The following is a 22,911-nucleotide window of genomic DNA, read 5'->3' on the forward strand; positions in this document are numbered from 1 at the left end:
GAGACAATCCAGCCATCGTGCCATCGGGGCCCGCGTCCTTCGCCGGCCCCGTTTGTTTTTCTCGCGGCTTTGTCTGTCTAACGCAGGTCAAGTCGCGTCAATTTCGCGTTTGCAGTCCCGCCCATGTTCAAGAACCTGATCATTTACCGCATCGCCAATGATTGGCAGCCCAACGCCGACACGCTGGAAGACGCGCTGGAGCAGGAACGTTTCAAGCCCTGCGGCGCCACCGAGGCGCTGTCCGCCGGCTGGGTGCCGCCGCGCGGCGAGCCGGGCGCCCGCCTGCTCGAGGACATCGACGGCCATTGGCTGCTGAGCCTGCGGCTGGAAAAGCGGGTGCTGCCGGGCTCGGTGGTGCGCGAGCATGTCGAAGAAATGATGGAGCGGATCGAGCACGAGACCGGCCGCCGCCCGGGCAAAAAGCAGCAGCGTGACCTGAAGGATCAGGCCACGCAGGAGCTGCTGCCCCGCGCCTTCACGCTGCAATCGCACCTGCGCGTCTGGATCTCGCCCAAGCAAGGCCTGTTGATGGTGGATGCGGGCTCCATCGGCAAGGCCGACGAGCTGATCAGCCTGCTGGTGAAGGCCGATTCCTCGATCAACCTGCACCTGCTGCAGAGCGCCGAATCGCCGGCGACCTGCATGGCGGCCTGGCTGATGGATGGCGTGCCGCCGGCGGACTTCGTCATCGACCGGGATTGCGAACTGAAGGCCGCCGATGAAATGAAGGCCGCGGTGCGCTACGCCCGACACAACCTGGACACCGACGAGGTGAAGGCCCATCTGACCAGCGGCAAGATGCCCACGCGCCTGGCCATGACCTGGCGCGAGCGGGTGTCCTTCACCCTGACCGACACGCTGCAGATCAAGGGCATCAAGTTCCTGGACATCGTGTTCGATGGCCGCGACAAGCCGGCCAAGGACGAGGCCTTTGACGTCGATGCCGCGCTGGCCACCGGCGAGCTGAGCGGCCTGATCCCGGAGCTGGTCGAAGGCCTGGGCGGTGAGTTGGACTTCATCGGACAGTCGGCGAAGATTGCGGCGGAGCATGCGCCGAGCCCCTCCGCCAAGCTTGCATCGGTAACCGCATCCGGCAACAGCGCCGACGCCGACACCCGCAACGACGATGCGATGGCGTCGACTGAATCCGCTCCTTGGGATTGAGTTCGAGTCAACGCGCGGCGCACCCCACGGTCGAATCCACGTCCACCGTGCGTGGAGCTTGAAGTCCTTCTGAGGCCACTCAGTCCACGTTCCAGTTTCGGAACGGTGACTCTGACTTCAAAGGACCATCTCATGTCTGCAATCCGACCTGCCAAGCCTTCCCGTCGTCAGGTGCTGAGTGGCCTCGCGGCTGCTGCCCTGGCGCCGAACGCGGCGCTGGCTCAGTCAGTACCTGCGCCGATCATCGACCGGGTCGGGGGCGGTCCGCCGCCCCAGGTTCGCAACTGCGGCGATCTGTACAAGATGCTGTCCAGCATCGATCCGAAGGGACAGGCCGTCGGCAAGTCCTACGCCCTGACGCAGGGCAACCGGTTGACGCCGAACTTCTGGGCCAGCGCGCCCTTCGGCGCCTGGTCCAACTACCCGCACCACCCGACGGTCAGCCCGTTCTCCCAAGCGCTGAAGGATGCGGTGCAACTCGGCATCGTCGCCGGGCAGACATCGAAGCGTTGCTTCATTGATCTCTTCAATCTGCAGCAGGGCACGGCCGGTTTGTTCGACGACCCCGCACTGAATCCCACGCCGCTCCGGCAACTGGCCGATTTCATCAACGCCCTGCCCGCCGCGGCCACGCCGACCCTGCGCTACGTCACCGGCTTTCCCGACACCACGGCCTTTGCACCGGATCCGCTGGTGCGCAGCCTGTTCGCTCCGGGCCTGATCCGCCACCCGAAGGCCACGGTCTACATGGCCGCCTACCAACCCAACGTCGTCCGCAGCGAGTTCCACCCGGGTGATTTTTCAAAGCTGCTGGAGGCGCTCTTGGACTTCGGCTTCAAGGCGGTGAGCGAGGCGGATGCGTCCTTGTACGGCGCGTCGATGCAGGCGGTTGCAGGCCTGCGCGGCACGATCAAGTTGCTGTTCGAGATGATGCTGTCGCAGGCCCACTTTCCGGCAGTGACCTGGAACCATTCCAAGATTTTTGCCATGAACGGGGCGGCGCTGGTCACCGGCGGGATCAATTACTGGGCCGACTACTACGCCTCGCGTCCGCGGACGACGGTGCTGGATCTGAGCCTGCAGATGGACGGTGATGCGGCCGTGTCCGCGCATCGCTTCGCCGACGAGAGCTGGACCTACTTCAATGGCTTACCGTCCTGGGATACTGGCAGTTGGGCCAAGTCCGCCGTGATCGCCAATGGACTGTCCTCGTTCAAGGACACGCGTCAAACGCCATTGTTCGGCCAGTACGACAGCTTCCAGGCCTATTCCGACAATCAGATGCGCCATCTGGCGGACTACGGCCCCTTCGCATCGGGCGCCTCCATTCTGGCGGTGGGCAAGACTGGCCAATGGCCCGACAACACCGGCCTGCCCTCCCAGTATGTGGATGCGATGCGGGACTTGCTGATTGCCATGGTGGAGGCCATCGGGCAATCCAGGCAGGGCAATGCAGGCCTGGGCCTGGCGGCCTATCTGGCGCACCGGCTCGACGAAGTCACGCAACCGGATTTCGCCGCCATGCTGGCGGCCCAGTCCGTCAATCCAGCGCATTGGGCGAGCAGGACGGCGCGGGTGGTGGCGTCCGCCTCGGCGACGCAGGTCTTGCGTCTTTCACAGCAAAGCCTGGTGGATGCCTATGCCGCAGGCTCCGCCGCATTTCGCGCCTTGGTGAAGGTCTTCAACACGATGTGCGGCACCGATTGGGATGGTTGGGTGTGGCCGTGGGATCTGCTCAACGGCACGGCGGTCGGTTGCTCTCGCATGCTTCAAGCGAAGGGGGCGGCGCAGATTCAGCTGATCATGTCTTACGGCGACAGCGGCTGGTCGGACAGCGGCACGCCGATCACCTACAAGGCCCGCCTGGCGGCTTCGCTGCGGATGTTGGCCGCCACCGGGACGATTGCGCCGATCGCGGACATCCCGGGGCTGGTGGAACGTTCCGTCGACTACCGACGCGTGTCGCCTGGCATCACCAACGACGGCAACCACGCCAAGGCGGTGATCGTCGACAACAGCCTGGCCTACATCGGCTCCGACAACGCCTATCCGAACTACAACCTGCAGTTTGGCACCTGGCTGGATGATGCCAACGCGGTGCGCCGGTTGGTGGACAACTACTGGCAGCCGCTGTGGGACAAACACACCGTGAAGGGGTGATGGCTGCCTCCGATCGGCGAGGCGGAGCGCTTAGAACAGGTCCTGCTGCTCGCCGACCTGCTGCCCGGTGGCACGGGCCTCGATGGCCAGCAACTTGAGCTTGGTGGCCACCCCGCCCGCAGCGGAGAACCCGGTGAGGTTCGCGCTTTTGCCGGCCGAGGGGCTGCCCATCACCCGGTGACAGGGGACGATCGGCGCGAACGGATTGCGCCCCTCGGCGCGCCCGACCGCTCGGGCCGCGCCGGGCTGTCCCAGCCGGACGGCGACCTCGCCGTAGGTGAGCGTCTGTCCCACCGGAATGCGTCGGGTGAAGGCCAGCACCTGCCGCTCGAAGGTCGGGATGGCGCTGTCGTCCAGCACGATCTCCTGCAAGTCCCGCGGCTCGCCGGCCAACAGCGCCCACACGCCCTCGCAAGCGCTTTGCACGAAGGCGGGCAACTGATCGAACACCACGACTTCGCGTGCGGTCGGAAAACGTACCCGCATGCGGTCACGGGTGGCGCCGGCGCTGTCCTCGGGCAACTGGGACCCGACGATCGCGTCCTCGTGCCAGGCGATGCCACAGGTGCCCAGCACCGTAAGGTAGCAATGAAAGCAAACGAGGCCACTCACGGCGTCAGGCTCACTCGCGCGGAAGCGGCCAAGGATGCGGCGGGTGCAGCGGCCGAGGTCAGGGCGTGCTGCACTTGAAGTTCCAGTCCGGCGTCAGCGGGGGCGTCACCGGGGCGTCAAACCGACACCGGCGCCTGGAAGGCGGGATGCTGGCTGGCGATCTCCGCGGCCGTCAGGCGCGCCTGGGTAGCCATCGCGGCGACTTCACGGGGCGACAGGGCCTTGAGCTTGTGATCGGACCACACCTGACGCCAGCGACGCGCACCCGGCAGGCCGTTCCACAGTCCCAAGGCATGGCGCATGGCCTGCGACCAGGGACGGCCGGCGGCGACCTGGCGATCGAGGTAGTCCAGCCACAGCGCCTCGACCGCCTCGCGGCTGGCGGCGGGCGGGTTCGCTTCGCCGAAGAAGCGCTGGTCCCAGCCGATCATCTGCCAGGGCTCGTGATAGGCCTGCCGTCCGACCATGACGCCGTCGACATGGCGGAGCTGCTCGGCAATCTCGTCGTCGGTCTTGATGCCGCCGTTGATGGCGATGGTCAGATGCGGAAACTCGCGCTTGAGCTGGTGCACGAGTTCGTAGCGCAGCGGTGGGATGTCCCGGTTTTCCTTCGGCGACAGGCCTTGCAGCCAGGCATTGCGTGCGTGGACGATGAAGACCTCGCAGCCGGCCTCGGCGACCGTGCCGACGAAGTCGCGCACGAAGTCATAGCTTTCGATCTTGTCGATGCCGATGCGGTGTTTCACCGTGATAGGGATGCGATTGACAGCGTCCTTCATCGCCTTGACGCCATCGGCGACCAATTGGGGCTCCGCCATCAGGCAGGCGCCGAAGGCGCCGCGCTGCACGCGCTCGCTGGGGCAGCCGCAATTGAGGTTGACCTCGTCATAGCCCCACTGTTCGGCCAGTTTGGCGCAGGCGGCGAGATCGGCCGGTTCCGAGCCGCCGAGCTGCAGCGCGACGGGATGCTCCTGCTCGTTGAAGTCCAGATGCCGGGGCTGGTCGCCATGCAGGATGGCACCGGTGGTGACCATCTCGGTGTAGAGCAGCGTGTGGCGGGTCAGCAGCCGGTGGAAGTAGCGGCAGTGGCGATCGGTCCAGTCGAGCATGGGGGCGACGGACAGGCGCCAGGGGCTCCTGGCGATTGATTTATCAGGGGAATCAGACATCTTTGACGCATGCAACGAGGTGCGAAACTGCACAGAATTTCCCTGGGATGTCGCTTGGAACTGGGACCGCAGTGCAAAGAGTGCTCGGCCTGGAGGGACCGGAGCAAGACAGGGAGCAGGGAAGGCCCGCTGGAGCCTTGGCGGTGATTATCCCGCTGAACGGAGAGTGGCGTGTTCAGGTGCGCCGGGGGGGCCGAAACCAGCTAGGACTCTCGCGACGAAAGCGCTGGCTGAGGCTTGGGCTCGGGCGGATGAGGTCTATCTTGAGGCGGGACTCGCCGGCACGTCGTCTCGACCAACCATTGGGTATCTGATCAAGCGCTATCCGACATTGCCGCAGCAGGTTCAATTCGAAGTCGTGGGCGTGTTTAAAACCTTCACGTGCTGTACCAACGGGGTTCTGGGAAGTAACTTGTTGGGTTCTTACTCACCGATACGGTTGATTGCATTAATCTTGAATTCTGCCACATCGTTCTTAACACGGGTTGCCAGATCTGAATTCTTATACTCGGCAGGCGCATCATTAAAGGCTTCCTCAATTGCTTCGAAGCGATAGTGAATTGTGTGTTTCAATTCGATGATCATGGCGGCGGTGGCTGCCGACTTAGGCATCGCAAGGAGAGTTTCAACTTGTGAGGTGAGCTTCGATAGCGTTATCAACACCTCGCGAAACCCCGAAAATCCGGATTGGGAAATATCGATTAGTGCATTAAAACGCTCCGGGGAGGTGGCAGCGCCTTTATTACGAAAAAACTCGTTGAAGAGATACTGTGCCTCGGTGAAGTTCTTAGAGATTTTATCGGTCGCATCACCGACAATGACGGTGGGTTCCACGCCCTTCCTACCCAAAACAACCTCCCATGGCAAACTCCCGTAGGGCCCATTAGTATCACCAAGCGCTGCTGTTTCAAATGTCATTTTCATGGGCTTGCCAGCACCGGGAGTGTCCTTCAATGTAGCCGGAGTATTGTTTTCATCATCCTTTCTGCCATCATGGCCATGAGACTCTTCGCCAGTCATGTTATAAGCAACTGAACGAGGTTTATCAAAGCGAGATGATCGTGGAGTATTCATGCATGCAATTCTTTCGTCAACACCAGTAGTGGCATAAATTCCATCGACAAAGAATCCTGGCGCCTCACCATATTTACCCGTGGTGCGAACAAGGTCCCGGGCCGCTTCCGCTGCTTCTTGCAATTTTTTACTGTTAGCCCAGTTAAATGGATCTTCAGAGGTGATGTCATGAATTCGGATAATTTGCGAAAGGTATAAGCGCTTTTCATTCACGGCATTCGCTTTCAGCTTGAAGAATATTTCGACTTCTACACCTGAATAGATGCCATCCTTTGTCAGGATGTAGTTTTTTAGGTCGAATGTGAAAGCTCCCACATTGTTTTGCTTTGTTGCTATGACCTGGCGCTGGATAACTTTTTGTTGAGCGAGTGAAGAAGTACCCGTCGTTGGCATGGTTGAACTGGGCCCTGATATATTTGATGCCTCGATGCCATCGAGAAGTGGGCATTGCCCGTTCTGAACCGGCGGCGCACCCACCTCAGCAGCTTCTTTTTCCAACGCAACGCTATTATTTACACAAACTCGGCCTTCTAGTTGGATGGTGGGCTTTGCTTTGCTTTTCCTCTGTTGCACGACCTGCCAAGCTTCACGTTGTAGGCGCTTTTCTTGCCTCGAGCTCAGATTGACATTGTTTTCTTGAGCAAACGCATGGGCTTTTAGCTGTGCAGGTTCACCAGATTTGTAATGTACCCTCACGTTATCCATCGTGTAGCCAGACAGGTTTTCGATACCTTTTTTTATCTTATCAGGCAAGGTATTTTTATTTTCTTTCTTCCGAATGGGAGGCGGCAATTTCTTTTCAAAATACTCGTTCGCAGTTTCTTGCAGGACTTTGAGTTGCTTAACTTGTAGGCTTCCGTTGACTATTTTTTGGATTGCAACCAATTGCTGAACTCTTGGGCCGGATTGGGCACGTTCGTGATGCTTCTTCATATTCTGCACGCCATCGCTTCGGCACGGGTCCGAAGCGCCGGAGACAGTTTCGATTGAGCGACTCTGTGCCATCATCCGCGGCGAATGATGGATAGCAGAACTGAACACGCTTGGTCGTGCGACCGCTTCCTCTCGCGCTCGCTCCTCGGGCGACGCCGCAGGTGAGTGATTCGACGGGATGACGGCATCTCCAAGCGACTTCATAATGGCCCTTCGGTTGATACTTCCGCCCAGGGTAAAAGCCTATGAATTTCGTTGACATCGGTCGGATGCTGAGATTCCTGGAGAAGCTTTCCGAAATGGATGAGCTGAGCTCGTCTGGACGTGCGTGCGTGAAGGGAGAACTTTGGCGTACAGCCCAGGGCAATTCCGGAACTGTGAGGTTGCCCTCGAGATTCGGAGTTCATCGCTCAAGCCCGGAGAATGCAGGGAAGGAGTGAGAAAGGAACGAGCAACGCAGTCGTGGGAAATACGCCCTGGAGTTCAAGCAGGAGGCTGTCAAGGCCGGGCGAGCAGCGTCGGTGGTCGCCAAGACGTAGGGAATGCCCGAGGTCAGTTGGGCCTAACCGCCGAGGGCAAGCCTGCGCCGATGGTCACGCCAGAGCAGGCCGAGAATGCCCGTCTGCGGGCTGAGGTGGCGCGTCTGAAGATAGAGCGCGACATCGCAAAAAAAACTGCACCGTACTTTGCGCAGGACGTGTTGCAAGGTACGCCTGGATCCAGTCGATGAATCAGCGGTGGCCGATCACGATGATGTGCGAGGTTTTGGAGGTCAGCGCCAGCGGGTACTTCGGCTGGGAAGCCTCGCAGCGGTGCGAAGCCAAGGGGCCAGGCCGCATGCACAACGACGAGGCTCTGCTGGCGCACATCAAAGCCATCCACGAACAACTTCGAGGCGAGGACGGATGGCCGCGGATGCACAAGAAACTGCTGGCTCGCGGGGTGCGGGTGGGCAAGGAGCGTGTGCGACTGCTGATGCAACGGCACGGCATACGGGCCAAGGGCAAGAAGAAGTTCGTGGTGACCACCGACAGCGTGCCTTCTCTGCCTCAGCGATAAGTGGCCAGCCGGGTTTTCAAATCGTCGTTGAGGCCGTCAAACGTCCGTATGACGATGGGAATCTGCCCTAGGCTGAACTTGTCTTGGAGCCACTCATAACGCGACCGGTCGTTGGTCCCGTGCTTGTCGAAGTAGTGGTCGCGGCCCACGACCAGCAGGGACAGCAGATTGCGGGGCTCGAAGGAGAACCAGGTCTTCTTGTGGGCTGCGCTCGCAGTTTCCAAGAAGTAGACCCAATCGGCGATCTGTGCCAGGCCACCCAGCAGCCGTTTACCCAGCCTGGGTCGGACCTCATTGGGGTCCCGATCGTTGGCCCGCTCGAAGAGACTCTTAGCCTCACCATCCTCGAACTCCACCAGCAGAACGTTGCGGCTTTGGGAACAGCCCACGACAAAGTCGGGGCGGTAAGCTCCGCCGAGGTTCAGCTCAAATGAAAACCGGTCGGGATTGAGCAGGTTGCCCCAGATCATTCCGGTTAATGCGCACAACTGGGCTCGCTGCTGAAAAAACCGCAGCACCTGGTCGCGTTCCTTCAGAGGCTTCTTGAGGTTCTCGTGGTCGAGCCAAAAAGCCAACTCCTCTGCTTCCTGCCGGGCCACCTTTCGCTGGAACTTGAATGGCTGAAGCGCTTGCTTCGGCCCGCAGAGCGTCGTCGCAACCGGGAGCGGCGCAGTTAATTTCCAACGCTGGCACGCTCAGCGCCTGGCCAGCCTACCTGTCGCTCGTTTCCCCTTGCCAGGAGACGACGGCAACGGCGCAAAAGAAAACCCGCCCGCAGGCCTAGAAATATCGACCACCTTCCAGCCACCTTGAGTCCGCTGGGTCACCATACGAAGAGTGTCTTTTCCGACGGACAACACGAATTTGTCCGTGCCGATGAGCGGTTTGAGCTTGGGCTCGTCCTGAACGGACTTCGCGCGCGAAATCTTCAACGCGCCAAGCTGTACCGACCGCTTCTGCTCGGGGGGCAACTCATCGAACACGCGCTGCGCCAAGCCGCTCCACTCAACGTTTTGAGCAGCAGTGCCATCGTGGGCGTCACCCACCTCATGAGCGGAAGCATCGGTCGCCATCAAAGGTTCTCCTTGAGGCTGATTGTAGGGGGCGTCCGGCCACCGGATCTGGCGATGCTGACACGGCCGGATCTACCCGGCGACCGTCCAGCGGAGACGTTCACATAGACGTCAGAACCCGCACAAGCAGCGCTCACGCCGGCTCCTTGCGCGTCTTCGGCAAGCCCGTCGCCCCCACTTCGCCCAACACCGCCTCTTGCGGCGCCACCAGCGCCACCGCCTGCGCCTGCAACGCGGGCAGCAAGCGCAAGCACAGCGCCAATTGCGCCTGCACCAGTCGCAAGCCCTCGGGCCCGGGCTGTGTCAGCGTCTCCACCAACCCCGGCGCCAGCGCCGTCTCTTCCACGACGCGAGGCGGCTGCGCTTCCAGCGCCGCCGCGACAGCGTCCAAGGTGCTCAGCAGCGCGTTCACACCCCTCGCCGCCGCGCCCTCCTCCGGCAGCGTGAGCCGCTGGTTGCGATGGGCCCCCAGCGCCGACAGATAGTTCAGCAAGGTGTGCGACAGCACCAGAAACCGCATCCCTTGCGGCGCCAGCCGCCGCGCGTGCTCGGGCTCCAGCTGCATCGCGGCCAGCGCGCGAGACAGCGCCGCGTCCGCGTTATGCGCATTGCGTCGAGCGAGCCGGTAAGGCAGGTGGTCCCGCTTGCCGGTCTGATATTGGGCGATGATCTCCCGCAGATAGTTCGCTTGGCTGCCTGCCGCCTGCGCGGCCAGCCGGTGCAACTGATGCACCTGCCAGCTCGGCAACACCAGCCACACCGCCAGGCCGGCAATCACGCTGCCGGCCACCGTGTCCAGCAGTCGGGGCAGGATCAGACCGAATCCGTCGCCCGCCTGGTTGAAGGACAGCAGGACCAGCGAGGTGATGGCGGCCGTCGCCAGGGTGTAGCGGGTGTGGCGGGTCGCAAAGAACAGCACCCCAGCCGCCACAGTGAACCCCGCCTGCAGCAGCAGGTCGGGAAACAGGCGCAACAGCGCCCATCCCACCACCAGTCCCAGCACCGTGCCACCCACCCGTTGCGCCAATCGGGTCAAGGTGGCGCCATATTGCGGTTGGCAGACAAAGACGATGGTCAGCAGGATCCAGAACCCGTGGCTGTCGCCGGTGCTCAGCATCACGCCGTAGCCGACGGTCAGCGCCACCGCCAGCCGCAACGCATGGCGCAGCAGCGGCGCACGCCAGTTCATTTGGGCCTTCAGACGTTGCCAGGCCTCGGCCAGACTGCGCGGATCACGGTCCAGCAGGCTGGTGTCCGCGGGCGGGTCGGGCGGCTGCAGCGCGGACGACAAGGCCCGGTCCAGCGCGCCCAGATTGGCTGCCAGGCCATGCAGGGCGGCCAGGCCGCGGGTTCGTCCCTCATCCGGGGTGTCGACGTGCAGCTCGATGTGGCGCAAGGCCGCTTGCAAGTCCTCGATCGCATGCGCCGTGGTGCCGTGGCGCTTCCAGGGCGACTGCCGACGGATGCGCCGGGCGACGCTGCGGCAGTCCCGGCCCAACAGAGCCAGCAGGCGCTGGCAGCGGTACAGCACATCGCTGTGGAAGAAATGCTGGGCGAGCACCTCATAGTGCTCGTGGGAGGAACTGGTTCGCTCATGGACATCCTGCGCCACCAGGTAGGCCTGCATCGCTTCCAGCAGCCATGCCGGCGGCGGGCCGAGTCCGGTGCGGCTGAACAGCGCCTCCTTGCAGCGGTTCAACGCCTCCACCACCCGACCATTCTGAAGCGCCAGCGCCACGCGACGCCCCTCCAGATCCGCGCCGCGGACCGGCTCGAGCAAGCCCGACTTCAAGCGCAGGTATTCGCCCAGACTCTCGTAGAGGTTGGCCAGATGCTGACGGACCGGCGGGGTGGGCAGCGCCGCCGCCCAGAGCACCGAGATCAGTCCGTACCAGGCGGCCCCCAGCCACAGCAGCGACACCGCCTGGATCGCATGCGGCTGGGACGACAGCGAGGCATAGATGGCCAGCACCAAGGTGGCGAACGCCATCGTGCGGTAGCGCTCGCCCAATGCACCGAGCAGGGTCAGCACGATGGCCGCCACCGCCAGCAGCACACCCAGCAGCAAAGGATGCCCCAGGCTCGCCTGCACCGCCAGCGCCATCACGGCAAAGCACACCAGGGTGATGACCTGCACCCGCAGGCGCCCCCGCCAGCTGTCATCGGTTTCCGCCAGCGCGCTGGCAATCACCCCCAGCAGCGCCGGCAACACCGCCGACATCTGCCCGGTCCACCAGCCGCCGCCCATCACGCAGGCCAGCGCCAGCAGCGCCCGCAGGCTGCCCGACACCGCCTCGCGCTGCCACAGCTGGTAGCCGAACTGCCACCATCCCCGAACTTCACCCGCACTCAACACCGTCCAACCTCCATGGGCCTCTATCGGCACAGAGGAAGCAAGTATCAAGCCGATTTGAAGGCCGGCGGTCGAACCACCGAGGGCCGGCATGCTGGAGCATCCCTGGGGGCGATCCCATCCGCCGGGCCGCCGCGCAAAACCGGTGACACCCACAGGCATCCAATCCGACATCGGCCATGCCACGCGTCGCCGTTGGAAGCGACGACGCACGACCGGCACTGGAACTTCGCAACACCTGCCCCTACCCTTCCTTGATGCATCTCAGCATCGGGCGCCGGGCCGACACCACCCGACAGCGGCCTTGATCGATGGCAACGCTTCACCTCGCACCGGAGCGCACGCTTTGAACCGTGCCATCCAGGCATGTCCGGCGATCACGCCGTCGAAGGAGCCATCATGTTTGTCCTGTCCCTGTTCTCCCGCCTGTGTGTCGCGCTGCGCCATCTGCGCGCGGGCTCGCTGCGCCGCATCGTCCCAGGGAGCCTGTCGGCCTCGGCCGCGCTCCGCTTGGTGATGGCCGAAGGCAGCGCGGGCGTCTGATCGGCGCCGACGTGGCCCGGCAGCGGGCTGGCCTGATCGCAGCCTGCGGACAGGCACGCGAAAATGAGGTCATCATCGGCCTCCTGGACGAGCTTGTCGCTTCATGCGACCGAGTGGCTCGGCCCCAACGAGCGCTCCGTATCGTCCGCCCCCATGCCGCCGCCGCTTTCTGCCCCAGCCGCTTCCGTCGACGCCCCACCTGCCCTCCTGGATTGCCAATCCTGCGGCGCCTGCTGTGCCAGCTTTCGCGTGTCGTTCTACTGGGGTGAGGCGGACGATGCCCCGATGGGCACCGTCCCGGTGACCCTGACGCAGCCGGTCAGCCCCCACCTGCGGTGCATGTCGGGGACCCAGACCCAACCGGTGCGATGCGTGGCGCTTCAGGGCGTCGTCGGCCAGCAGGTCGGGTGCGGCATTTACGCCCAGCGCTCGACCACCTGCCGCGAGGTCCAGCCCGGCGACGAGCAGTGCCTCAAGGCGCGACGTCGCTGGCAGCTCGACTAATCCTCCCCGTCCGCCACGAGCGCCATCGGGGCCTTCGGTTCGATCGGCGCCATCGGTGCGATCGGGACCACCGTCGTCATCGGCGCCACGACGTCACCGCAGATCCGGTCTCAGTTGCCGAGCCCTGCCCCTGCGTGCGAGAACTTGCCAATGAAGAAGGCCGTGGCGACGGCAGTGGGTACGGCAGAGGTACTGCGGTGGACATGGCGGCACTTGCCCGCCGATATGCGAGTCGCTGCCCTCGCCTCCGAGTGACAACGGGTCGCATCCCGCCACCGTCACGACGCTGACCGGGCGTTCGGCTTGCCTCGTGCACCGGGCATCCCTCCACACCCACTTGGCGACTGAAAGGCCACCTCCATGCTCGCACTCACCTACCACGGCGCGAAAGATGTTCGCGTTGAAACCGTTCCTGACCCCATCCTGGCGGCGGACGACGACATCCTGCTGCGCGTGACCGCCACCGCCATTTGCGGCTCGGATCTGCACATCTACCGCGGCAAGATTCCTGACATGAAGGATGGCGACATCCTCGGCCATGAGTTCATGGGCGTCGTCGAAGACGTGGGGCGAGGCGTCACCGCCGTCCGGCGCGGCGACCGCGTGGTGGTGCCGTTCACCATCTCCTGCGGTGACTGCTTCTTCTGCGGCCGCCAGCTGTTCGCAGCCTGCGAGACCACCAACACCGGCCGCGGTGCGATCCTCAACAAAAAGGATCTGCGACCAGGGGCCGGACTGTTCGGCTACAGCCATCTGTATGGCGGCTATGCAGGCGGCCAGGCGCAGTATGTGCGCGTGCCCAAGGGCAATGTCGGACCGCTGGTGATTCCCCACACCCACCTGAGCGACGAGCAGGTGCTGTTCCTCTCCGACATCCTGCCCACCGGGTATCAGGCAGCATTGAATGCGGAAATCGGACGCGGCTCATCCGTGGCCATCTTCGGCGCCGGTCCGGTTGGCCTGATGGCGGCGGCCAGTGCGCGGATGCTGGGCGCCGAGAAAATCTTCATGATTGACCATCATGCCTACCGACTGGCATTCGCGCAGCAGACGTACGGCGTCCTGCCGATCAATTTCGATGAGGTCGACGACCCTGCTCAGTTGATCATCGAGCAGACCGACCACCGCGGCGTGGATGCATCCATCGACGCGGTCGGCTTCGAGGCCAAGGGAAGCACGCTGGAAACGGTGATGTCCACCCTGCGTCTGGAAGGCTCCAGCGGCACGTCGCTGCGGTGGGCCATCGCCGCGACCCGTCGTGGTGGCATCGTGAGCGTGCCAGGCGTCTATGCGGGCTTCATCCACGGTTTCCTGTTCGGCGATGCGTTCGAGAAAGGCCTGTCCTTCAAGAGCGGCCAGACCCATGCGCAGCGCTTCATGCCCGAGCTGCTCGAGCGCATCGCGCTGGGGGAATTGAATCCCGACGTCATCATTTCCCATCGCCTGCCCTTGACCGAGGCGGCTCGCGGATATGAGCTGTTCAACAAGAAGGAGGAGGAATGCCGCAAGGTGGTGCTCTCGCCATTCGACGCGACGGCCTGATCGAGCGACGGCGATGACGGCGCCGTCGCCATCGGCGCTGACAAGGACGGCGTTCAGTCGTCCTTGTTCTTCATCACACCGCGCAGATTCAGTGCGAACAGTCCGATCTGCAGGGTAATCAGCGCATACGCCTGGGTGTGCCAGCCCCAGGCACACCAGAGCAGGTTGCTGACAACGAACATCCAGAAGCCCCAGCTGCGCCGTGCCGACTGGCGCGCGCCCACCAGCCAGGCGGCCAGCAGCGTGATGCCCATGGCGGGCCATTGAATCGCGTCCAGGAAGGCGTCCATGCTCGGATCAAGTCACTTGAGGGGACGGTCATCGCCCACCGCGACCGAAATGGACGCTGCCTGGCCATGCCCGTCCGGCGGCAGATTGGCGTGACGTCAGCGCCAGTCAATCAATGGGTGGGATCGACCTGCGTAGCCGCCGGATCCAGACGCAGCACATCTTCAAGGATGCCCAGTTGTACCGGCTTGCCGAACAGATGGTCAAAGCCGAAGCAGTTGGTCAGCGCGCTCTTGCCGCAAGGCAGCGTGCCCGACAGCGCCACCAGCAGCACCTCGTCGGGACACAGCTCGCGTGCCCGGCGCGCCAGCTCATAACCGTCCATGTCGGGCATTTCCAGATCGGCCACCAGGACCGTCGGCCGCTCCTGCCGCATGAGCTCCAAGGCCTGGCGACCGGAGCTGGCAGTTCTGACATGAAACCCGTCAGCCACGAGCGCAGCGCTCAGCGACGCCAGGGTGTCGGGCGCATCGTCAACGAGAAGAACACTGGGGAACGAAGTTGTAGGCATGTCGCAGGCCTTCGGGTAAAGGCGCCTGTTGTGACGGGACGCAAGGCCCCATGCCTGGGTCTCGGCAACCCCTGTTCCTGCCATTTCGACGGGTTACATCTCCTTGCGACCTCGCGTCTGACCTCTCGACGTGACCTCGCCTGGCGACCCAGCATGGCGCCCCTGTAAGGCGAGCCGATAGGGCCACCTTGTGGACACGCCCTCCCGACGGCTTGCCGTCCACAGTCGCCGAGGCTAACGATCGTCACCGCCGCGCCGGGGAATCCAGCGCCCCAACAACACCGCCGCCAGCAAGGCCATGCCGCCGGTCACCGCGATCCCGCCCGCCAGCGAGACGCCCGCGACCAGCACCGACAGCAGCGCCGGGCCGCAAGAGGCGCCGACATCCGACAGGAAGCGCCACACGCCCAGGAAGTAGGCCCGCCCATGGCGCGGCGCATGGTCCGCACCCAGCGTCATGATCAGTCCCGATCCGATGCCGTTGCCAAAGCCGATCGCGGTGGCGGCGATCAGCAGGGTGACGAAGCCGGTGGTGAAGGGCATCAGCAGCATCGCCGCGCCGATGATCACCATCGACGGCACCGCCACCCAGCGGCGTCCCTTCAGGTCCATCACCCGGCCCGCGGGATAGAACAGCAGCATCTCCACCCCGCCAGCCAGGCCGTAGATCAGGGAGGCCACCGCCGGTGCCAGCGCCAGATGCTCCGCCCACAGCGGAATCACCGCCTGACGAGATGCCCGCACCGCGCTCACCAGCAGCACGCCCAGGCCGATGGTCAGAAACACCCGCTGGTGGTCCGCCAGGATGCGACCCAGCGTGACCGGTGCCGGCGCGGCATGTCCAGCAGGATGAGAGCTCTCCAGATCCGGTAGCCGAGCGCCCACCGCAGCCGCCGACAGCACACCGACGATGCCCACGCCGAACGCGGCCGTGATGCCGAAGGCATGCACCGCCGCCGCCGCCAGGAACGGGCCGATGAACATCCCGATGCGCATCACGCCGCCCAGCGTCGACAAGGCCCGTGCCCGGTAGGCCGCGGGCACCGCCTCGGTCAGATAGCTCTGCCGCGCCAGGTTGTAGACCGCCTGCGACATGCCCACCATGAAGCAGCCGGCAGCGAACGGCACCAGCCCATGGGTCAGCACGCAAAGCGCCATCCCCAGCGCGCTCCACAGCCCGGCCGCGACGATCGCCCAGCGCTCGCCCCAGCGCATGGTGATCACCGAAGCCGGAATGTTGTTGAGCAGCGATCCCAGGCTGATCAGCGTCACCACGAAGGCCGCCATCGACACCGACGCCCCGAGATCGCGCGCCATCAAGGGCACGATGGGCAGGATGGCGCCCTCCCCCAGGCCGAACAGCAGGGACGGCCCGAACGCGGGAACGGCAATGCGCCGGAGCGAGAAGGTGGAAGCGGGCCTGGGCGCGGGCTCGGACGTGAGGGGCGAAGACGACATGGGGCAGTCGCGCCTGAGGCCAGGCACGCATGACGGCGAACGAGAGCGCCATTCTCCCGCCCAGGCTTCACCGGTGGGCGCCGTCGCCGATCACAGGCGCCGACAGCCGCACGGCGACGCGCACAGGACGAGGGACACGGGCATCCGACTTGCCGAATCACCGCAGCATGATCTGGCCGAGGCGCGAGCCCCGCCGGACGCCACAGCGCCGGCGGCTCGCGACCGCAACGCCGGCTGGATCACTCGGCGCATCGTCCAGGGTCACCGTGAGACCCCCGTCGATGCGTGTCCGTCATCCCTGTTGCCGCTGCCGAGGTCGCGCGATCGTTTCGCGCGGACACGGCGCGCAACGCCCCCCAGGAGGAACGCCTCGTGTCCTTGACCATCACCATCAACGGCTCACCGGTCCCACTGCCCGAGGACCCACGGGTCTCGCTGCTGGACTTCCTGCGTGAACATCTGCAACTGGCCGGCGCCAAGAAGGGCTGCAACCAGGGCGCCTGCGGAGCCTGCACCGTGCTGGCGGACGGCGAACGTGTGCTGTCCTGCCTGGCCCTGGCGGTGCAGTACCAGGGCCGGTCCATCACCACCATCGAGGGTCTGGCCTCGCAGGACGGGCTGCATCCGCTGCAGCAAGCGTTCATCGACCACGACGGCTTTCAATGCGGCTACTGCACGCCCGGCCAGATCTGCTCGGCCGTGGGCATGGCCGAGGAATGGCAGCGCGGCGTGCCCAGCCACGTCACCCAGGACCTCAACACCCGAACCATCCGACTCACCCGCGAGGAACTGCGGGAGCGGATGAGCGGCAATCTTTGCCGATGCGGCGCCTACAACGGCATCGTGGAAGCCATTGCCACCCATTGCGGCGAGGTGGCCCCATGAAGCCCTTCACCTACCTGCGCGTGGGCGACACGGCGGACGCCGTCCGATGGGGCCGCGAGCCGGGGACCCGCTACCTCGGCGGCGGCACCAACCTGGTCGATCTGCTGCGCGAGACCTTGGAGCAGCCGGACCGGTTGGTTGATGTGACCGCGCTGTCCACCGAGATCGAGCCGCGGGACGACGGCAGCCTGCTCATCGGCGCCGCCGTACGCAACACGGCGCTGGCCGCGCATCCCGCCGTGCGAGACCGCTTCCCGATGCTGAGCCGCGCCATCATGGCCGGCGCGTCCGCCCAGGTGCGCAACATGGCCACCGTCGGCGGCAACCTGATGCAGCGCACCCGCTGCGCCTATTTCTATGACGACGAAGGCGCCCGCTGCAACAAGCGCAGCCCGGGCCAGGGCTGCGATGCCATCGAGGGCTTCAATCGCATGCACGCCATCCTCGGCGCCTCTTCGGACTGCGTGGCGACGCATCCGTCAGACATGTGCGTCGCGTTGGCGGCGCTGGGCGCGGTGGTCCATCTCAACCATGCCGACGGCGACCGATCGCTGCCGCTGACCGATCTGCACCGGCTGCCCGAAGACCGTCCCGACCTCGACACCGTGCTGCGTCCCGGCGAGCTGATCACCGCGATCGAACTGCCGCCCCTGCCCTTCGGCCGGCGCGCCACCTACCGCAAAGTGCGGGACCGCGCGAGCTATGCCTTCGCGCTGGTCTCGGTGGCCGCGGCCCTGGAACTGGACGGCGACACGGTCAAGGAGGTGCGGCTGGCCTTCGGCGGCGTGGCCCACAAGCCGTGGCGCGGTTTCAAAGCCGAGGCGATGCTGAAGGGCCAACCGGCCACGTCGGCGGCTTTCCTGGCCGCCGCCGACGCCGAATTCGCCGATGCCCGACCGCTCAGCCACAACGGCTTCAAAGTGGAACTGGCCCGCCGCACGCTGCATGCCGTGCTGCTCGAACTGACGGAGATGACCCCATGAGCCTGCTCAAGGATGCCGCCCAGGCGGTGATGAAGAAAGCCATCGAAGTCGCACCCGACGCGTGGATGCCCGGCGGCCAGCCGGATCCGCTGATCGCGCAGCGCGACGGACTGATCGGCGCCCCCATCTCGCGGGTGGACGGCGCACTGAAGGTGCAAGGCCAGGCGCGTTTCGCAGCGGAGTTCCCGATCGAGGGCATGCGCTACGCCGCCCTGGTCTTCAGCACCATCGCCAAAGGCCGGATCACGGCGATCGACACCGCCGCCGCTGAAGCAGCGCCGGGCGTGTCGCTGGTGATGACGCATCACAACGCCCCGAAGATGCAGCCGGCGCCGCTGTTCCTGACCAAGAGCAAGGCGGCCGGTGGCGACGACCTGCCCATCATGCAGGACGACCGCGTCCACTGGAACGGTCAGCCGATCGCCCTGGTGCTGGCGCAGACCCAGGAGCAGGCGGACCATGCCGCGTCGCTGATCAGCGCCGACTACGCAGTGGAGCCGGCCACCACCTCGTTTGCGCAGGCCAAGGCGAATGGCACCAAGCCGGGCGTGTTCCAGGGAGAGACCCTGGAAGTGGCGATCGGCGACGCGGAAGCCGCCTTGAAGGCGGCGCCGCACCGTGTCGACGCCACCTACACCACGCCGCGTCACAACCACAACCCGATCGAGCTGCATGCGGCGACCGTGGTCTGGGACGGTGACGAGCTCTTCGTCCACGATGCGACGCAAGGCGTGGCGCACACCGCCTGGTCGCTGGCGCAGATCTTCGGCGTGGACGAGAAGCAGGTGCATGTGACCTCGCCGTTTGTCGGCGGTGGCTTCGGCAGCAAGACGCTCTGGCGGCACCAGATCCTGGCCGCCGCTGCGGCGCGGCTGGCGAAATGTCCGGTGCGGATCATGCTGTCCCGAGAAGGCGTCTATCGGGTGGTCGGCGGCCGGACCAACACCGAGCAACGGGTCGCCCTCGGCGCGCAAGCGGATGGGCGCTTCGACGCACTGATCCACACCGGCACCGTGGCGATGACGGCCCACAACAACATGCCGGAGCCCTTCATCCTGCCGGCGCGTTGCGTGTACGCGGCCGGCAGTTTCAAGCTCGCGGTGGAGGTGGCCGAGGTCGACATGTTGGCCAACACCTTCATGCGCGCGCCCGGCGAATCGGTGGGCACCTTCGGGCTGGAATCCGCCATCGACGAGCTGGCGGCCTCGATGGGCATGGACCCGATCGAACTCCGACTGCGCAATGAACCGGACAAGGATCCCACCACCGGCACACCGTTCTCCTCCCGCCATCTGGTCCAGGCCTACCGGGATGGCGCCGAGCGCTTCGGCTGGCATCGACGGGTGGCCACCCCGGGCTCGCGTCGTGAGGGCGAATGGCTGGTCGGCATGGGCTGCGCCACGGCCACCTATCCCTACTACCGCATGCCCGGCGGCGCGGCACGCATCTCGCTGTCCTCGTCCGGCTATGTGACGGTGGACATCGCCGCGCACGAGATGGGCATGGGCACCGCGACGGCGCACACCCAGATCACCGCGCAACGGCTGGGTCTGCCGATGTCGCTCATCCGCTTCCGCTATGGGGATTCATCCTTCCCGGGCCTGGTACTGGCGGGCGGCTCGCAGCAGACCGCCTCGATCGGCAAGTCGGTGATGATGGCCTGTGAGGCCCTCAAGGCCGAACTGCTGGAGACGGTCGATAAGCAATCGCCGCTCGCCGGCCTCAAGCCCGAGGACGTGGAAGCCCGCGATGGCGCGCTGTTCAAGCGCGATGAGCCTTCGCGCTCCGAAACCTATGCCACGCTGCTGGCACGCGCAGGACGCGATGAGGTGGTGGCCGAAGCCAGCGCCCCGCCACCGCTGGAAACGCAGCACTGGTCGATGCATTCGTTCGGCGCGATGTTCTGCGAGGTGCGGGTCAATGCGGTGACCGGAGAGCCGCGCGTCAGCCGATTCCTCGGCTCGTTCGACTGCGGCCGCATCATCAACGCGAAGCTGGCGGCCAGCCAGTTCCGCGGCGGCATCGTGATGGGCCTGGGCCTGGCATTGACCGAAGAAACCGAGTTCGATGAGCGCAATGGACGGATCATGAATCCGAATCTCTCGGACTATCACGTCCCGGTCCAGATGGATGTGCCGGACATCGACGTGATCTGGACCGACATCGCCGATCCCCACGCTCCCATGGGGGCCCATGGGGTCGGAGAAATCGGCATCACCGGGGTCGGTGCCGCAGTGGCCAACGCGGTCTTCAACGCCTGCGGGAAACGGGTCAGGGATCTGCCGATTCGGCTGGATCAATTGATGTGACAGTGAGCGTGGGCAAGGCTTGTGCTTGTGCTTGTGCTTGTGCTGGTGCTGGTGCTGGTGCGGGCTGCCCGCTCTGCCAAGACCGTGGTGGCACACGCTTGGAAATTGGCCTATGGTCTTCGCGTTGGGGCAGTCGCACAGCGTTCGACGCGGACGGCTACTCGCCTCGCCGCCAGCCCGCGCCCATCGCCTGACCGCCCACCTGCTCCGACCGAGCCCGGCCAGAAGCAGCCATGGCCCCTCCTCGTCAGGCGCTCCGCATTCCTCCTCGGGGCCATGGCCGCTTCCGGCCTCCTATCCATCCACCGTGTACTCGCACGAACCGCATGCCACACGGTAGTTGCCACTGCCACTGCCACGGGCACTGCCACTGCCACTGCCACTGCCACTGCCACTGCCACTGCCATTGCCATTGCCATTGCCATTGCATTGCCATTGCCATTGCCACGTGGCACGTTCCACACGCCACATGGGCCTCGGCCGATGTAGGCAGTCGCAAATGTCGCGTGTTTGTTGCTCGCACCCGGTCTTCGACCTGGTCTCGAAACGCCCTCGTCAGGCGGAGACCATCGTGCGAAATTCAAGCGCATTGGGCACAGCCTCGCCGGAGGCCGTGTTGTCGAAGATGGCCCAGCGGTCCGCGGTGTCAGGCCACTGTTGCCACGCGAGGGCACGCTCGTTGAGCCACGCGGCGTCGTAGCGGGACCAGTAGACCCGGGGCGACCCATGCCATCGGTGGTAGATGACGGCGCCCGCCCCATCACCATGGGGCCCCAACCAGCCCCCGGGCAGCGCCGCCGCAGGCTCCCGCGCCGGATCCGCAGCCACACGGCCGACGCGCATCGCCACCAGCAAGGCATCGGCCTTGGGCTGGAACCAGCTGGCGTGTCGCGGCTCGCAGACGACCGCGCCGTCGAAACGCTGGCGCAGCAGATCGAAGAATGTGCGCACCGGCCGCGACTCAAAGGCCATCGACGGCGGCAGTTGCACCAGCAACACCGCCAGCTTGGACCCCAGTCCGGACACTTCATCGAGGAATTGCGCCAGCGGCTGCCGAGCACGTCGCAACGCGCCCTCGTGGGTGATCGCCCTTGGCAGCTTCACGGCGAATCGGAAGTGGGGCGGCGTTTCCTCGGCCCAGCGCACATAGGTGTCGGGCCGATGGCGGCGATAGAACGACGTGTTGATCTCGGCACAGTGGAGAACCTGGGCGAAGCGCGCCAAGTGGCTGCCCTCCGCAGGGAACGCATCGGCCGAAGCGCGAGGAATGCTCCAGCCCGCCGTGCCAATGTGGGTGCGGCTGGCTCCCACGAGATGCGGCATGGCGCCGTGGTTGGATCGGGCGGTGGATTTGGCGGTGGATTCGCCGGTGGACTTGGCGGTGGATTTGTGGGAGGTATCGGAGGCCCCTTCGGACGCGGGCGATGCGGCGTTGGAAGCGTCATTCGCACCAGGCGCGGGCCGATGCCCACGGCGTCGGCGCTGTGTCGAGACCGCGCTGGAGGTCGACGTGCTCATGCGAAGCGACGACTCAGGAACCGCGAGCCTGCCAAGCCGAAGCGCCACGGCAGGTCCATCGCCTTCGAGATGCCGATCCGCGGTCCGCAGACCACCTCATGCCCCGTGGTCCCCGTGGTGGGGGCCCATTGGCGCCATTCGAACGGAGGCTCGTCCATGGGCAGGCCGTCGTGCGCGCGGGTGATGCCCAGCGCTTGCGCCACCCGCCCCGGTCCCGCGCACAGCAGGCGGATGTCCTGCACACGGCGCCGCGCGCGCATGTGCTCGATGCCGGTTGTCGGCTCCAGGGCGCGGATCAGCACCGCCGCCCCATGCCCACGCTCGCGGCACACCACGTTCAAGCACCAGTGCAAGCCATAGGAGCGGTAGACATAGGCGATGCCGGGCGGACCGAACATCGACGCATTGCGCGGCCGCTCCCCACCGTGGCTGTGGGATGCCGGGTCGTCGGCGTCATAGGCCTCGGTCTCGACGATCCGCCCGCCCACACCCTCCACCAACAGCTCCACGCCAATGAGCGCACGGGCGAGCAGGACCGGTGAGGCATCAAAGTCCGGTGTGAGATGCGCCGGTGCAGGGTTCGCGGCATCGACACGATCGGCGACCAGCGGGCGCTGGGTGCCGGGATGCGTCAAGGTTCCGCGTGCTGTCATGAGGCTGTGCTGAAGCAGGTTCATCCGAGAACGGCAAACCACTCGCCTGACACCACGGCGCTGAACGCTGACGGACCAGGAGAATCAGCGATCTCAGCGATCTCAGCGATCGACATCCCC

Annotated in this window: 19 protein-coding genes and 1 pseudogene; 9 read left to right on the forward strand and 11 right to left on the reverse strand. The window is 65.0% G+C overall.

Annotation, left to right across the window (positions count from 1 at the left end; all coding sequences use genetic code 11):
- Window positions 1–123 precede the first annotated feature (123 nt).
- Together N4261_RS16100 and N4261_RS16105 are read left to right on the forward strand one after the other, a co-directional pair.
- Window positions 124–1,164, forward strand: coding sequence for a recombination-associated protein RdgC (locus tag N4261_RS16100; protein ID WP_261756299.1), 1,041 nt, complete (start codon window positions 124–126; stop codon window positions 1,162–1,164).
- Between the two features lie 132 nt (window positions 1,165–1,296).
- Window positions 1,297–3,324, forward strand: a complete 2,028-nt coding sequence (locus N4261_RS16105) for a phospholipase D-like domain-containing protein (RefSeq protein ID WP_261756300.1) — start codon at window positions 1,297–1,299, stop codon at window positions 3,322–3,324.
- Between the two features lie 30 nt (window positions 3,325–3,354).
- On the opposite strand, the gene N4261_RS16110 is transcribed toward N4261_RS16105, so the two are convergent.
- From N4261_RS16110 to N4261_RS16120, 3 genes are all read right to left on the reverse strand, one after another.
- On the reverse strand, window positions 3,355–3,936 hold the full coding sequence (locus N4261_RS16110; protein WP_261756301.1) for a methylated-DNA--[protein]-cysteine S-methyltransferase: 582 nt from the start codon (window positions 3,934–3,936) through the stop codon (window positions 3,355–3,357).
- 116 nt (window positions 3,937–4,052) lie between these two features.
- Window positions 4,053–5,045, reverse strand: a complete 993-nt coding sequence (gene dusA, locus N4261_RS16115) for a tRNA dihydrouridine(20/20a) synthase DusA (protein ID WP_435531936.1) — start codon at window positions 5,043–5,045, stop codon at window positions 4,053–4,055.
- A gap of 483 nt (window positions 5,046–5,528) precedes the next feature.
- Window positions 5,529–7,112, reverse strand: a complete 1,584-nt coding sequence (locus N4261_RS16120) for a hypothetical protein (protein ID WP_261756303.1) — start codon at window positions 7,110–7,112, stop codon at window positions 5,529–5,531.
- A 476-nt stretch (window positions 7,113–7,588) separates the two neighbouring features.
- Here N4261_RS16120 and N4261_RS16125 point away from each other — a divergent pair.
- Window positions 7,589–8,162: pseudogene (locus N4261_RS16125) on the forward strand (IS3 family transposase); the annotation flags it as partial.
- On the opposite strand, the gene N4261_RS16130 reads toward N4261_RS16125, so the two are convergent.
- The 3 genes from N4261_RS16130 to yccS form a co-directional block, all read right to left on the reverse strand.
- Entirely contained in the window at window positions 8,162–8,770 is a 609-nt protein-coding gene (locus tag N4261_RS16130; protein WP_261756304.1) for a DUF4263 domain-containing protein, read from the reverse strand. The pseudogene N4261_RS16125 and the gene N4261_RS16130 sit on opposite strands and share 1 nt — an antisense overlap.
- A gap of 96 nt (window positions 8,771–8,866) precedes the next feature.
- The gene (locus N4261_RS16135; protein WP_261756305.1) at window positions 8,867–9,244 is read right to left on the reverse strand and encodes a hypothetical protein; all 378 of its coding nucleotides are present in this window, start codon (window positions 9,242–9,244) and stop codon (window positions 8,867–8,869) included.
- 133 nt (window positions 9,245–9,377) lie between these two features.
- Complete coding sequence (yccS, locus tag N4261_RS16140; protein ID WP_435531937.1) at window positions 9,378–11,600, reverse strand: YccS family putative transporter; 2,223 nt, start codon at window positions 11,598–11,600, stop codon at window positions 9,378–9,380.
- A 396-nt stretch (window positions 11,601–11,996) separates the two neighbouring features.
- On the opposite strand from yccS, the gene N4261_RS16145 reads away from it, so the two are divergent.
- The 3 genes from N4261_RS16145 to N4261_RS16155 all read left to right on the forward strand — a co-directional run bounded on the left by N4261_RS16145 (window position 11,997) and on the right by N4261_RS16155 (window position 14,186).
- Complete coding sequence (locus N4261_RS16145; RefSeq protein ID WP_261756307.1) at window positions 11,997–12,140, forward strand: hypothetical protein; 144 nt, start codon at window positions 11,997–11,999, stop codon at window positions 12,138–12,140.
- A 153-nt stretch (window positions 12,141–12,293) separates the two neighbouring features.
- Window positions 12,294–12,644: a YkgJ family cysteine cluster protein gene (locus N4261_RS16150; protein ID WP_261756308.1), complete on the forward strand. Its 351-nt coding sequence runs from the start codon at window positions 12,294–12,296 to the stop codon at window positions 12,642–12,644.
- A 360-nt stretch (window positions 12,645–13,004) separates the two neighbouring features.
- Window positions 13,005–14,186 (forward strand): zinc-dependent alcohol dehydrogenase, encoded by a 1,182-nt coding sequence (locus N4261_RS16155; RefSeq protein ID WP_261756309.1) that lies wholly within the window; start codon window positions 13,005–13,007, stop codon window positions 14,184–14,186.
- Window positions 14,187–14,239: 53 nt separating this feature from the next.
- On the opposite strand, the gene N4261_RS16160 is transcribed toward N4261_RS16155, so the two are convergent.
- The 3 genes from N4261_RS16160 to N4261_RS16170 form a co-directional block, all read right to left on the reverse strand.
- Window positions 14,240–14,476, reverse strand: coding sequence for a hypothetical protein (locus tag N4261_RS16160; protein ID WP_261756310.1), 237 nt, complete (start codon window positions 14,474–14,476; stop codon window positions 14,240–14,242).
- Between the two features lie 110 nt (window positions 14,477–14,586).
- Window positions 14,587–14,985, reverse strand: a complete 399-nt coding sequence (locus N4261_RS16165) for a response regulator (protein ID WP_261756312.1) — start codon at window positions 14,983–14,985, stop codon at window positions 14,587–14,589.
- 234 nt (window positions 14,986–15,219) lie between these two features.
- Window positions 15,220–16,443, reverse strand: a complete 1,224-nt coding sequence (locus N4261_RS16170; protein WP_261756313.1) for an MFS transporter — start codon at window positions 16,441–16,443, stop codon at window positions 15,220–15,222.
- Between the two features lie 372 nt (window positions 16,444–16,815).
- Here N4261_RS16170 and N4261_RS16175 point away from each other — a divergent pair, with 372 nt between their 5' ends.
- Genes N4261_RS16175 through N4261_RS16185 form a run of 3 tightly spaced genes read left to right on the forward strand, consistent with a single transcriptional unit; the run spans window position 16,816 to window position 20,620 of the window.
- Window positions 16,816–17,328 carry a 2Fe-2S iron-sulfur cluster-binding protein gene (locus tag N4261_RS16175; protein ID WP_261756314.1) on the forward strand — a complete coding sequence of 171 codons (513 nt, stop codon included), beginning with the start codon at window positions 16,816–16,818 and terminating at the stop codon, window positions 17,326–17,328.
- Entirely contained in the window at window positions 17,325–18,311 is a 987-nt protein-coding gene (locus N4261_RS16180; protein ID WP_261756315.1) for an FAD binding domain-containing protein, read from the forward strand. The genes N4261_RS16175 and N4261_RS16180 overlap by 4 nt, the downstream gene beginning before the upstream one ends.
- Complete coding sequence (locus tag N4261_RS16185) at window positions 18,308–20,620, forward strand: xanthine dehydrogenase family protein molybdopterin-binding subunit (protein ID WP_261756316.1); 2,313 nt, start codon at window positions 18,308–18,310, stop codon at window positions 20,618–20,620. The genes N4261_RS16180 and N4261_RS16185 overlap by 4 nt, the downstream gene beginning before the upstream one ends.
- A 555-nt stretch (window positions 20,621–21,175) precedes the next feature.
- Here N4261_RS16185 and N4261_RS16190 read toward each other — a convergent pair.
- Both N4261_RS16190 and N4261_RS16195 read right to left on the reverse strand, forming a co-directional pair.
- On the reverse strand, window positions 21,176–22,138 hold the full coding sequence (locus N4261_RS16190) for a DUF72 domain-containing protein (protein ID WP_261756317.1): 963 nt from the start codon (window positions 22,136–22,138) through the stop codon (window positions 21,176–21,178).
- On the reverse strand, window positions 22,135–22,791 hold the full coding sequence (locus N4261_RS16195; protein ID WP_261756318.1) for a DNA-3-methyladenine glycosylase: 657 nt from the start codon (window positions 22,789–22,791) through the stop codon (window positions 22,135–22,137). The genes N4261_RS16190 and N4261_RS16195 overlap by 4 nt, the downstream gene beginning before the upstream one ends.
- Window positions 22,792–22,911 lie beyond the last annotated feature (120 nt).

The organism is Roseateles amylovorans (genome assembly GCF_025398155.2).
GTDB lineage: Bacteria > Pseudomonadota > Gammaproteobacteria > Burkholderiales > Burkholderiaceae_C > Roseateles > Roseateles amylovorans.